Here is a 12558-nt window from a genome sequence, read left to right on the forward strand (position 1 = left end):
TACTTACTCCTCTATCTATTCCAGATGATTATCTTCCAGGAATCCCCTCCAAAATGGCGGCGCTTTTATAACCTCTGCTTCACTCATGGGCCCTTTTGCAGGGGCTGCAACGCTTCCTCCGGACATTATCTGATTACAGAAGGACAACAATCTTTTTGCTGCATTCTCTGCATTCCAGGAAGATACAATGGTCTCATAAGCGGCATTTTGAAATCTTCTTATCATGGTATCGCCACTATCTCCCGTCAGCATCAAAAGCTTATTCTTAAAATCCTTTTTGCTGCAACCATCAAAGGTAAGTCCGTTTTCTCCATCTCTTATAAGATAAGGGACAGCGCCGGCTTCTGAGGATGCAATAACAGCGCATGCACTGTTCATTGCTTCATTAACCACAGCTCCCCATCCCTCAAGATAGTTACTTGCAAAAATAAATACATGGCTTTTTTCCATGACCTCTCTTACTTCTTCCGGACTCTTTGAACCGCAAAGGGTTACACATTCAGTTAATCCAGCTCCCTTTATCCTACTCTCAAGCTCTGCAAAAAGTGGTCCGTCTCCGACCACATCTATATGAAAATCTATCTTTTCCTTTTTCAAAATACCTGCGGCATACAGTACAAACTCCGGATGTTTAAGCTTAATCAGTCTCGCAGCAAAGCATATTCTAAGCTGCTCTCCCCTCCTGTAAAGCATTGATGAAAGTTCATGATCATCATATCTTTTTAGCGGCGGGAAATATCCCCACTTAAACATCTTGTCAGGATATGCACCGATAAGTTTAAAATCTCCCGAAACGTAAGCTCCTGCACACAGCATGTATACAGGACCGTTTTTATATCTCACATGCTCATCATATTTCGCCATAAGTCCTCTTGGCGAAATAGCCTTCCATCTGCCTTCTCTGTATATCCTCTCGCTGACTCTGATAACAGGTCTGCCGGAATCCATTCTCTCTCTTATAAGCCTGTCCTCATTGCTGTCCTTGCTAAGACCTGTCCAGCCCAGCATCAAAACATCGCAGTTTTTTATATAATCAGCGCAGACATTTTCTTCTTCATATAACCTGTGCACATAGGGAAGGCTCTCTGAATCATCGCTCCATCCCATGGCCTTTCGCCCCTGCTCCATAGGCACAGCTTCAATAAACCTGAAGGAATCTCCAAGGTTTTTGTACATCTCATCACAGAAAGGAATCTGATGATGATTTATGAAGTTCGAAACGAAGGTTACACTTATCATTCTCTCGTTATTTCCTGATATATTTCTATAAGTCTTTTAAAATTGGCATCCCCATCATGGGTAATAAGTGCATGTTTTCTGGCATTATCACCGTAAACAGCAGCTATCACGGGCTCCCTGAAAATCTGAATCACACATTTTGCAAGATCATGTGGATTGCCTTCTTCAAACAAAATTCCATCAACGTTTTTCTCAAGCATACTTGGAATACCGCCCGTATTGGATGCAACAACAGGCACTCCAAGAAGCATTGCTTCTGCAAGGGAGTTAGGTGAATTCTCAATGGTTGATGGACAAATGAAAAGATTACTCTTAAGGAGCTGCTCCTTCATCTGCTCAGCTGAAAGCTTTCCAAGCATTATTACTTTTCCGCCAAGGCGGTTTCTTCTTATCAGTTTCTTTAGATATTTACCGTATCCTGAAATGCGAATGGCAAGAGGATACTTACTTTTCCCGGAAGCATCCTTCTGCTCATCGGGCACTGTTACTGTCTTACGTTTTATCTTGCCTATAACGCTGTTACCAGCAACATAGATTTTCGTATCCGGGAATTCAGCAAGGATCTCAGGCATTGCTTCCAGCACAAAATGGAAGCCCTTTAAGGGATAGTCACCCTGAGATAAAAAGATACTGTGAGTAACTGTATTCACAGATCTCCAGGTACCTTTATAGAAGGTCGATCTCATGGTTTCATTCATATGATGATAAACCGCAGACGGATTTATTTCAGAAGTAACCCGTTTATCAAACTCGGTTCTTCCTGTGATGTGTCCCGCAAGTGAAATTGCTTTTTTCTCAGTCTCGCCCCTTAACCTGAATTTCTCCATCTGTTGAACGAGGCCATCATTTTTATATTTATCCCTGAAGGTCAGATCATTCTGAACGGACTCCGGGAGATGCGCCATATATACCTTCGCTATCTCACTGCATACACCCTGAATTCCAAGAAGTGTTCTGTCCGGTCTTCCAAAGGCCTTTTCTGCAGCAAGATTGTGTGGAAACTCTGTTCCAAAAACATGGATCATGTCAGGCTTAAAGTCGTCAATTATCTCCTTAAACCTGTCTTCCAATTTTTCATCATATACCTCAGGTGAATTCAGATTCTCATTAAAGCCATAGAATCTGACACCATCAATTTCTTCCATACCAAAATCGCCCGGAAAACTAATTCCGAGCTGAATTTTAACTGTATTCCTGCCTGCCTTTAGCTTCTCATAGGCACCTGAAAGCCATCCCTCTCTGTCTGACCAGGGAAGCCCCTTTGCCTTTGCAAAAGCAGGCAGCATTATATTACATACCCACAAAACTCTCATACTAAGACTCCTTCGCTATAGCAAGCGGCATAGCATTGCTGCTTACTACATGAGCGATTATTTTCGCCCATATATAAGGCTTTTTATTTTATTATAAAAACCTGCGGTCTTAGGATTCTGCGCTATTTTTGTACGGACAGGAGCCAAAGTAAGTGCTCTTATCATATCGTACTTCTGAATCTGTGACCTGCTGAGATACAAATGAATGATCTGTTCTCTCTCCCTCTCAGAAATCTTCCTGTTCTCCACAGTTTCCGAAAATCCGCCGCCCTCATAATCTGCTATAAGCATCCTGAGATATACGGTCTGAGCCTTCTCCACATACACACATCTGAGAAAATGCTCATAGTCCGCACGCACTTTCCAAACAGTATCGAACTGATATCTGAACATAAGTCTCATATCATAAAAACAAGCCTGATGCGAAGGCACATTTCTATAGCAGGCAAAATCATTTATCTTAGGAACAGATGAAACCCTCTGTCCTGTCTGCATCTCAAAAATATCACCATAGTATATGGCAGGAAGCGTAGTGCCAAGGCTCTTTATCGTATTCGTTATCTGCTCGTATACCTTGGACAAAACAAGAGCGCTTGAAAAAATATCTCCGCAGTTAAGGAAATAAATGAACCCCGGGACTTCTCCGGCACTTATCTCTGTGCCATAGTCTTCTTTTATATTCTCTACAGCAATATTCATGGCATCATAAATACCATGATCCTTGCCTTTAATGATCTTTGCCCTTCTATCAGGGGATTCTCCCGAGGCTGTAATTCCCAGCATCTGGGCAGCTTTTTCAAGAGATCCGTCAGTTGAACCGCCGTCTTTTATCACGATCCTGTAATCGTCAAAGCTCTGCATTTTTATGCTGTCTATGGTTTTTATAAGATCATCACCTGCATTATAGGCAACAACTATTATTGTAAAAAATGGTCTTTTCATATTCATACCTCAATAAACAGGGTTTAAATCAGCCAAAGCCTCTCTCTGATAAAGTCGCAGGGAGCTCATGGAAAAAGATTGTCTCATAGGGCAAAACTCTTACTCCGTCATCAGCTGCCCTTCTCATGTACATAACAAAATACAATGCGCAAAAGACTATGACAGCGATTTTTGCAAGAAGCTTCATGTTAACTCTGGACCTGATGTCCTCCTTCATCCTAAGAAGAAGTGCGGGTACAAAGAGAATCTGTGTAACTGTAAGGTAATATGCGATTCTGGAAACAGTAGGCAAGAATGAGCAAAATACATACAGTGCAAAAGCGCCGAAATTGCACATAAAGTAAAATCTCATACGCTTGTCGTCAAACAAATCTTTTCCAAGAACGTAAATCGCAAATACCATAACGGCAAGGCATCTTAATATACTTACTTTGCTGGTACCGCCGCTTAAATACTCTGTACCTTCATAGGAAGGATAAATCTTAATTGCAATCTTTAAATATATGTCCTTCAGAAACAGTGTCGAGATACAAAGCACTCCAAAAGCACCGTACATCCACCTCTTCCATCTGTATGCTGCCAGCGGATAAAGCACCAGAATCACCAGTAATGACTTGTGAAAAAGTGATCCCAAAAGCACCACCATCACAAATGCCGGCCAGTCTCCTTTAAGGCAAAATCTCATGGCCATAAGAGCTGCTCCAAGAGCAAGGTAATATCTCACCGTGCTTATGGACTGAAAATAATACCCAAGCAGCATGAACATCATAAAGGACATCCAGAAATCTTCTGATTGTCTGTATATCTCGCCAAGAAAAAGTGCTACCGTAACTGCCGCAAAAATTGCGAATACCGCCACATAATTCTCAAAGCCCGAAAACCTGTAAACGATCTTCGTCAGGGCATTGAATCCCCACTCTGTGGGAACAATGGCATCACTGTAAGCTCTGTGCATAATTTCCACATACTTACTGTAGTCATTACCCACATTCAGTCTTATGGCGGATATTCCCGTAAGCAGCACAAAAATGGCCAAAAGCCCCATACGGCTTTTTAGCTGGCTTCTGGTAATTCCACAATATACATAATTGTAATCATCCCTCACCAGGGCCGGTGTCAGCTTCTGCTTTGACTTTACAGTTAATGCTATAAGCAGAACCGAAACCGTCAGTAACAGGTAAATAATCATAGGTTCACCACAATGATGTTGAAGCTTATCTACGCGCGTCCTTTACGCCTCTTCTCATGATCAAAAAGCACCTTGGCAGCGATATCTCTTTGCACAGCTGCTTTTTATGCGCCACCAAAAATCTCATGCACATAGGTACGGCAAGCTGTCCATACAGGTAGTGATACAGATATCCTCTGTCATAGAAAAACTTCTCGTTATATCCCGAAAACCATGTGGAAGGACGACCTCCCTCCTCATGTCCAATCTGGATATTTGTTTTATAAATCCTGATTCCCTTATCAAGGCAGTCCTTTATAAAAAGAGAATCCTCTCCGTTACTGAATTTAGCACCGCCTCCAAAAAGAAGTGAAAAGGTAATCGAATGCTTGTGAAGCTTCTCTCTCCTTGCGATTATGGCATATGCAGGATATCTTCCGTAATTCTTATAGGTCACTCTGGCAAACTGGGAATTGTGATAGGTTTCTCTCCCCTTGGCCTGCTTCACATTAAACATGATCATATCGGCCTCGGGATGAGCATCAAACTCCTTCTCCACAAGAGCAGTATATCCATCATCAAGGACAATATCTTCATCACAAAACTGCACAAGCTCATGATCAGCGCGGAGTAGCGCAAGGTTTCTTGATAGCCCCACACCCTTCTCGTTGCAATTAAAAATCTTAATCTTATGCCCATTATAGCTTTGCTCTAAATAGCCGAATTTCATCTTCTGATTGATGATGATGGCATCGGACTGAATATTCATTTTTACCGGCAGTCTGTCCGTATCCTCAGACAGCGCCGAAACTAAAAGCTGAATTCTTGACATATCAAAGCCCCAAATATTGTTCCATAAACTTCTTATCCGCATCTACAAGTATCATACCAAGTACGGGACATCCAAGCTTTTTAAGCTGTGATATCAGATGCGCAGTCATAGCTCCGTTTCGCTTTCCGGCACGAATCATGATAAGTGCACCGCCCACAGTCTTCAGACTGCCTTCCGCATCTTTGTTATCTCCGGGAAGCGGCATGGGAACATACTTAATTTTCTCGGAAACAGTGCTTCCAAGAATTCCTTTAAGTTTATCAGTATTCCTGGTGGCAAGCTCAGCGTTACCTCTGTCATCGACACAGAAAACCGCTGCTTCGGATATACTTTTCATGTTAGCTTCATAGGCTGAGAGCAGCTCATTTCTGAAAAATGAAGGCTCCTCCTGGCCATCCCTTGTGATCACTCCAAAAACAGGCAGACGATACCTTCTCTCTGCATCCTCAGGAATATATATGGCATCATTCATAGACTCAAGAACAAGCTCTGCCAGTACAGCTATAATAAATCCTATAACTGCGCCAAGAATTATTGCTGTAAAAATCTTATCAGATACGATCTCCAACTTTACCTCAGACCTTCCAAGAAGCTTTATCTGATCAAAAGCCGTGTTGACCTTACCATAGTTTACAAGTGCATCATTCATGGCTACGGTCAGAGCTTCGGCAAAATCCTTATCTGTATTTTTTACTGTCAGCACCATAACCCTGACATCAGATGGAATATCCGCACTTACGCTGTCAGCCACAACATCGGCAGTGACATTGTCATAGCCTGCTGCCTTGAGCCCCTGGATAGCCTCACCAACTATAGACTCATCTGTCTTTATGAGAGTGTTCCAGGTAAAGGCATTGTAATAGTCCACCTGAGTTCCCTTATTCTCATCATAAGCAAAATAAATATAAAGTGTGGAATCCGTATAATAATTCCTGGGAGCAGCAAAAACAACGTTAGCCAGAAAATATATAAGTCCGCCTACAGCAGCTCCTGCCACTGCAGCCATGATAACAACCCAAAGTCTTGATATTAATCTTAAATAGAATGCTCTAAGGTTTATAATCTCACTGTCGTAATTCTCAGTTTTTCTACTCATAGTCAGGCGACTCCTGTCACGTAGCGTTAAGATCAGTTATTCTCACTGTCCTGTTTGAGAGCAGTAATCTGCGTCTCTTCAACACCCTCTGTGGCATCAGGTGTAAACAGTATTTTAAGTGTCAAAAGCATAAGTTTAAAATCGAGCCATACTGAATAATTCTCTATATATGCAAGATCGAGCTTCAACTTGTCATAGGGCGTAGTATTGTACTTACCGTATACCTGCGCATATCCTGCAAGTCCTGCTTTCACCTTCATTCTGAAAGCAAACTCCGGCATGGTCTCCATGTACTGCTCAATGATCTCCGGTCTCTCGGGTCTTGGTCCTATAAATGACATATCTCCGCGAAGGATATTGAACAGCTGCGGAAGTTCATCAATTCTGACTGCTCTTATGAACTTACCGATAGGTGTGATTCTGGAATCGTTCTTGGTGGCGAGTCTTGCAACACCGTCCTTTTCAGCATCCACACGCATGCTTCTGAACTTCATGATCTTGAACTGTCTCTGATTCTCTGTGCACCTTATCTGCTTATACAGCACCGGGCCACCGTCATAAAGCTTGATTATGATAGCTGTGATCAGCATGACAGGTGAAGAAAGCACAACAAGTATAAGAGCGCATATAACATCTACCATTCTCTTGATGGCACGTTCTTCAATCTTAAGGTAATACTCTCTAAGAAGAAGTACCGGAGTATCAAACAGATGCATCTGAGTTGAACCCTTTACCAGAACATCCGTAATCTTGGGCATCAGATATACCCTGATTGAATGTGCGTACAGGAACTTAAGAAGCTTGTTTCTGTCCTGGGTGGGAATATCCCAAATAACAACCGCATCATATCTTTCAAGGCTTTCCTTCTCGATCTTTTCAATGCCTTCCTTGATATTCATGCACTTTACAATATTATATTTATCTTTTCTGGAATTGAATTTCCGAAGGATATCATCAACCGGGTATTCCCCGCTTACAAGAAGCATCTGTCTTGCAGGGAAAATCGAACGGTACAGCCAGTTGGTACAGACAGCCCATAAAAATGAGATGATCAGCTGAATAGCCAAAAGCTCAAGCATAGGAACAATCCTTACCAGCTGAAGTCCAAACAATGATATCTGGAAATATGAAATTACATTTACCATTAAAAGGGCAAATATCTGAGAAAGGAAAATATCCATTGATTTCAGATATCCTATCTTCAGCCCTCCGTAGGTATTAGATAAAAAGAGTAATAAAACAAAATAGATCGCTATTACAAGCAGGTGTCCACGAAAATAAAGATGGAGTCCGGGACCTACATAATAACCGCCAGCATATCTTGGTTCATGAACCAGCGGATAATATACTTTAAGCCAAAAGAAGGCATATACTGCCGTCTGCATGGAAAGACCTATGAGTCCAAGACATAACACAAAAATTCTCTTTATGGATTCAACCTGTTTCATACAATATCCCTTTAGATTCCTGTCACAGTCTCCTCAGTGTAGCACGCAGCCCCCATGCCACGAGATAAAAAACACTGGAAACAGCTGACAATTCTGCAATATTTCTGTATAAACCCCAAATACGTTTAACTGCTTTCAGCTTATTGGATGAAAGTGACTTGACAGGTCTTCTGTAGACCACAAGAACCTCATCCAAACCGTAAGCCGTAATACCACTTTTTAATATTCTCCACCAGGTGGCTGTATCCTCACTCTCAATAATGGGCATGTGGATCAGCTCATCCGGAATAACTCTCCTGTCCATCAAAACCGTGGACGTAAAAATAATAGTCCTTGATAGAGCCTGCTTATAAGCTAAGGTCTTTGGAACATGCACCACCTTACCGGTAGGCTTTGCGTTTTCATCGCCAAATTCATAAGCTGTAAAAACAAAGCCTGCATTGTTCTCCTTCATAAAAGCCAGCTCTTTTTCGAGCTTACAAGGATCCCAGATATCATCAGCATCAAGAAATGCTATATATCTGCCCTCCGCAGCATCTATGCCTGTATTTCTGGCAGCCGCAGCACCTTCGTTTTGCTCCTTGCAAATAAGCTTAATACGCTGGTCATCTGCTGCCTTCTCCCTAATGATGTCTTCACTTCTGTCATTGGATGAATCCAGCACCAGTATCAGCTCAAAGTCACTATAGGACTGCTTCTGAACCTGTTCTATGGTCTCACCGATAAAAGCCTCTGCTTTATAAACAGGAACGATTATACTGACTTTTGTCTCTGAGGTGATTGCCCTGCTCATCAAATCTCTTCCTTAACAATGTAAATAGGTCTTTTCTTAACCTCAAGGTAGGTCTTACTGAGGTACTGTCCCAAAATTCCAAGGCAAAACAGCTGCACACCACTTACAAGACTGATAATACATACAAGTGACGGCCATCCGCTGGTGGGATCTCCGTATACTGCCTTTCTGACAATGGTGACTATAATAAGCACCGCTGCAAGGAAGCAGAAGAGAACGCCAAGAACTGAAGCCACTGCAAGCGGAACAGTTGAAAATGCTGTAATTCCATCCAGTGCGTATATGAAAAGCTTCCAGAAGGACCACTTGGTCTCTCCCTTCTTGCGCTCAATATTCTCATACTCAAGCCACTTGGTCTCAAAGCCGACCCATCCGAAAATGCCCTTGGAGAATCTGTTGTACTCCTCCATGGAAAGGATAGCATCAACAAACTGTCTGGTCATAAGTCTGTAATCTCTTGCACCGTCTACGATCTCAGTCTTGGACATTCTGTTGATAAGACTGTAGAATCTTCTGGCAAAAAATGATCTGATCGGCGGCTCGCCTTTTCTGGTCACCCTTCTTGTGGCAACAGAATCAAAACCATCATTTACGATATAGCCGTACATCTCAGGCAAAAGAGCCGGTGGATCCTGCAGATCGCAGTCCAGCATAACGACATAGTCACCCTTTGATTTCTGAAGGCCTGCATAAATCGCAGACTCTTTTCCGAAATTCCTTGAAAAGTTAATAAGGTGTACTCTCTCATCACGCTCATGAAGCTTCTTCACTTCGGCCACAGTGTGATCTTTTGATCCATCATTGACATAGATAATCTCAAAGTCCACATCATGCTGCTTAAAGAAGCTCTCTGTCTTCATAAGCTCATCATAGAAATCTGTTATATTTTCTTCTTCGTTATAGCACGGAACTATAATGGTAAGCAGTTTCATCTTATCTCTCCGCTCTCATTGGATTATTAAGGAAATCGTCGTATGCAAGTCTAATACCATCTTCAAGCTCTGTCTTATATGTCCAGCCAAGTCCTGCTGCCTTAGACACATCAAGAAGCTTTCTGGGTGTTCCGTTGGGCTTTGTAGCATCCCACTCAATCTCACCTTCATAACCAACAACCTTAGCGATGGTCTCAGCAAGCTCTTTAATAGTGAGCTCTTTACCCGTTCCGGCATTGACTGTCTCATTACCGCTGTAGTTATTCATAAGGAATACACACAGGTTAGCAAGATCATCAACATAGAGGAACTCCCTTAAAGGTGATCCGTCACCCCAGCAGGTTACCTTTTCAAGTCCTGCCTCCTTAGCCTCATGGAATCTTCTGAGCATAGCAGGAAGAACATGAGAATGTGTAGGATGATAGTTATCGTTTGGACCATAAAGGTTTGTAGGCATTACTGAGATATAATCTGTTCCGTACTGTCTGTTCAGGAACTCGCAGTATTTAAGACCTGATATCTTGGCAAGTGCATAAGCTTCATTGGTCTTCTCAAGCTCGCTTGTAAGAAGGCAGCTCTCCTTCATGGGCTGAGGTGCCATTCTGGGATAGATACATGATGAACCAAGGAATTCAAGCTTCTTACAGCCATTTCTCCAAGCTGCGTTAATAACGTTCATCTCAAGGATCATGTTGTCATACATGAAATCTGCAAGCGCACTCTGATTAGCTTCAATTCCGCCAACCTTAGCAGCTGCAAGGAACACATACTCAGGCTTCTCCTTTGCAAAGAACTCTTCAACCTGATCCTGTCTTGTAAGATCAAGCTCCTTATGAGTACGTGTGATTATATTAGTATAGCCCTGCTTCTCAAGCTCTCTTACAATAGCTGAGCCAACCATTCCGCGATGTCCTGCTACATATATTTTTGCATTCTTTTCCATATCTGTATTTCTCCATATAAAAATAATTCAACACATTATTTTACCTTATTTTCGCATTTATTTCCACTTACCCGGGATCTGCCGGCTCAAAGCCGGCACGGATATCGCTTCCTATGAGCTTAAACCCGTCAAGACTCGGCGCTGACGGAAACGCATCATAACCTGTTCTGTCACCGCTTACAGGATAGTAGAAGGCAATTCCTGAAATCTCCTTTTCCTCTACCTCATAGCTATTGTAATCCTGCTGCTTTACAAGGTATGAAGGATTGAATCTGCGGGCATCCTCAATTCCGAAATAAATGCTCTTATAGGTTATGAAAAGTACAAACAGCGCAAACACAGCCTTGTGCATGTACTCATATTTCGCAAGTCCCATCCTGTCATAGATAAAACATGCAAACCGCCCTATAAGTATCACAGCAGGAAGCCAGAGATAAACACATCCATATCTGATAAGCGGAGATGAGAAAAGCCAGTAGCAAAGTGATAAATAGGCGATGCCTTCCAAAAACAGGAAATCAGATAGAGCCACCGCCTTCCTGTGACTTAGCTTAAATACATTGCTTCCGCCTTTTCCTTTCCCGGATGTTCTGCCCACAAGCATATAATATATACAGCAGCCTGCATAAACAGGAAGGCAAAGAGTATCAAGAAGTAGCATCAGTTTGTTGAAGGTCCCAAGGGATGACACCCATCCAGGAAACCATTCCTTAAATGGTACTGCGTAATCTGCCACATTTGTAAAGCCTCTGCCGTATGCAATTATCTCATGGGCATCCGAAACAGCCCTGTCAATTGGCACCTTCCAGGCAACCGTAAAAATATCAATCGCCGTAAATGGATAAACCAACCACCCTGTCAGAATCATACTCCTAAGTACAAAAGGGAAAGAAATAAAGAATCCTATAAGCACAAAGTACAGGATAGGTCTTACTGCCCCTGATTTCCTTCTGGTAATCAGTCTGTGGATCGGATAGATCGCCAGTAAAAACAGCGGAGCTGCCGACAACTTTATGGTTGCTGCATACAACGCAGTCATACTCAAAAACGCATGTGGCAAAAAGGATCTTTCATGAATCGAGTAAAGATCAAGCCAGTGGATCACTATGTAGAACACCAGCGTAGTCATGTAATAATCGGACGCAGGTGATACCATCTCATCAAATATTGTGAACAGATAATAGATCGCAAGAATCCTTGCAAAATCAGGAAGTATAGGATAGCGCCTTCTCACTATCTGCACGATATCCGCACACTTTATCGCAAGGAGCAGCGCAAAATAACCTGCCATGGTATGAAGGGATTGTCCCATGAAGCTCATACTAAAAAGCGCAGAAAGCGCAAAAGAAGAGCTGTTATAGCCAAGTCGCAGATGCAGATTGCCAAGACCTTTTATTACACCGTATTCCTCAATCCATCTGATGGCCTGAGCGTGATACAGATCGGTGTCATAATGCATAAGACCGTGGGAGGTTGCATAAGCAAGAACCAGCGTTATAACAGCATAGATTACTACTATTTTTCTGTCAGCCAGCTTTGAAAATAGGTCCGTTAAACTTGAAAAAAGTTTATCCTTTTTCAAAAAAACAATAAGCAGGCAAATGCCAATATATAGAATATTGGCAATGATGCCCACTTTATAAACAATACTAAAAAGCTGCGCATAAGAAGTCGCAGCTATTATACCCGCAATAAGATAACTCTCATGATACCTAACCTCATATATGCTCTGCTTTTTACCTTTAAAAGTGAACATATGAGGATTATTTACGACAGACTGTAATATTGCGAATCCCCAAATATATGTAGTTACTATTACATAAATCCAGTTAAGTAAAACCGACAGCATTCA

The 12558-nt window shown here is 42.1% G+C and carries 11 protein-coding genes; all 11 read right to left on the bottom strand.

The window, feature by feature from the left end:
- Nucleotides 1-15: 15 nt before the first annotated feature.
- Nucleotides 16-1239, bottom strand: coding sequence for a glycosyltransferase family 4 protein (locus G603_RS21005; RefSeq protein WP_051197456.1), 1224 nt, complete (start codon nucleotides 1237-1239; stop codon nucleotides 16-18).
- Nucleotides 1236-2552, bottom strand: a complete 1317-nt coding sequence (locus G603_RS0117850) for a glycosyltransferase family 4 protein (RefSeq protein WP_026523370.1) — start codon at nucleotides 2550-2552, stop codon at nucleotides 1236-1238. The genes G603_RS21005 and G603_RS0117850 overlap by 4 nt, the downstream gene beginning before the upstream one ends.
- A 57-nt stretch (nucleotides 2553-2609) precedes the next feature.
- On the bottom strand, nucleotides 2610-3494 hold the full coding sequence (locus G603_RS0117855) for a glycosyltransferase (protein ID WP_026523369.1): 885 nt from the start codon (nucleotides 3492-3494) through the stop codon (nucleotides 2610-2612).
- 28 nt (nucleotides 3495-3522) lie between these two features.
- Nucleotides 3523-4683 carry an EpsG family protein gene (locus G603_RS0117860; protein ID WP_026523368.1) on the bottom strand — a complete coding sequence of 387 codons (1161 nt, stop codon included), beginning with the start codon at nucleotides 4681-4683 and terminating at the stop codon, nucleotides 3523-3525.
- 25 nt (nucleotides 4684-4708) lie between these two features.
- A complete protein-coding gene (locus G603_RS0117865) occupies nucleotides 4709-5494 on the bottom strand; it encodes a glycosyltransferase family A protein (protein WP_035793907.1) in 786 nt (261 codons plus the stop codon).
- 1 nt (nucleotide 5495) lies between these two features.
- The gene (locus G603_RS0117870) at nucleotides 5496-6590 is read right to left on the bottom strand and encodes a hypothetical protein (protein ID WP_026523366.1); all 1095 of its coding nucleotides are present in this window, start codon (nucleotides 6588-6590) and stop codon (nucleotides 5496-5498) included.
- Nucleotides 6591-6622: 32 nt separating this feature from the next.
- A complete protein-coding gene (locus G603_RS0117875) occupies nucleotides 6623-8038 on the bottom strand; it encodes a sugar transferase (RefSeq protein ID WP_026523365.1) in 1416 nt (471 codons plus the stop codon).
- Nucleotides 8039-8060: 22 nt separating this feature from the next.
- Nucleotides 8061-8831 (bottom strand): glycosyltransferase family 2 protein, encoded by a 771-nt coding sequence (locus tag G603_RS0117880; RefSeq protein WP_035793910.1) that lies wholly within the window; start codon nucleotides 8829-8831, stop codon nucleotides 8061-8063.
- On the bottom strand, nucleotides 8831-9763 hold the full coding sequence (locus tag G603_RS0117885) for a glycosyltransferase family 2 protein (protein WP_026523363.1): 933 nt from the start codon (nucleotides 9761-9763) through the stop codon (nucleotides 8831-8833). Before G603_RS0117885 ends, G603_RS0117880 begins: the two co-directional genes overlap by 1 nt.
- A gap of 1 nt (nucleotide 9764) precedes the next feature.
- A complete protein-coding gene (locus G603_RS0117890; protein WP_026523362.1) occupies nucleotides 9765-10706 on the bottom strand; it encodes a GDP-L-fucose synthase family protein in 942 nt (313 codons plus the stop codon).
- A 67-nt stretch (nucleotides 10707-10773) separates the two neighbouring features.
- A complete protein-coding gene (locus G603_RS0117895; RefSeq protein ID WP_026523361.1) occupies nucleotides 10774-12555 on the bottom strand; it encodes an LIC_10190 family membrane protein in 1782 nt (593 codons plus the stop codon).
- Nucleotides 12556-12558: the final 3 nt, after the last annotated feature.

The organism is Butyrivibrio sp. AE3006, assembly GCF_000424165.1.
Lineage (GTDB): Bacteria > Bacillota > Clostridia > Lachnospirales > Lachnospiraceae > Butyrivibrio.

What these genes read in the sequence shown, in the direction of transcription:
- G603_RS0117880 (WP_035793910.1), bottom strand. Translation starts at nt 8,831, where the DNA reads ATGAGCAGGGCAATCACCTCAGAGACAAAAGTCAGTATAATCGTTCCT.
- G603_RS0117865 (WP_035793907.1), bottom strand. Translation starts at nt 5,494, where the DNA reads ATGTCAAGAATTCAGCTTTTAGTTTCGGCGCTGTCTGAGGATACGGAC.
- G603_RS0117895 (WP_026523361.1), bottom strand. Translation starts at nt 12,555, where the DNA reads ATGCTGTCGGTTTTACTTAACTGGATTTATGTAATAGTAACTACATAT.
- G603_RS0117860 (WP_026523368.1), bottom strand. Translation starts at nt 4,683, where the DNA reads ATGATTATTTACCTGTTACTGACGGTTTCGGTTCTGCTTATAGCATTA.
- G603_RS0117850 (WP_026523370.1), bottom strand. Translation starts at nt 2,552, where the DNA reads ATGAGAGTTTTGTGGGTATGTAATATAATGCTGCCTGCTTTTGCAAAG.
- G603_RS0117855 (WP_026523369.1), bottom strand. Translation starts at nt 3,494, where the DNA reads ATGAAAAGACCATTTTTTACAATAATAGTTGTTGCCTATAATGCAGGT.
- G603_RS0117875 (WP_026523365.1), bottom strand. Translation starts at nt 8,038, where the DNA reads ATGAAACAGGTTGAATCCATAAAGAGAATTTTTGTGTTATGTCTTGGA.
- G603_RS0117870 (WP_026523366.1), bottom strand. Translation starts at nt 6,590, where the DNA reads ATGAGTAGAAAAACTGAGAATTACGACAGTGAGATTATAAACCTTAGA.
- G603_RS0117885 (WP_026523363.1), bottom strand. Translation starts at nt 9,763, where the DNA reads ATGAAACTGCTTACCATTATAGTTCCGTGCTATAACGAAGAAGAAAAT.
- G603_RS21005 (WP_051197456.1), bottom strand. Translation starts at nt 1,239, where the DNA reads ATGATAAGTGTAACCTTCGTTTCGAACTTCATAAATCATCATCAGATT.
- G603_RS0117890 (WP_026523362.1), bottom strand. Translation starts at nt 10,706, where the DNA reads ATGGAAAAGAATGCAAAAATATATGTAGCAGGACATCGCGGAATGGTT.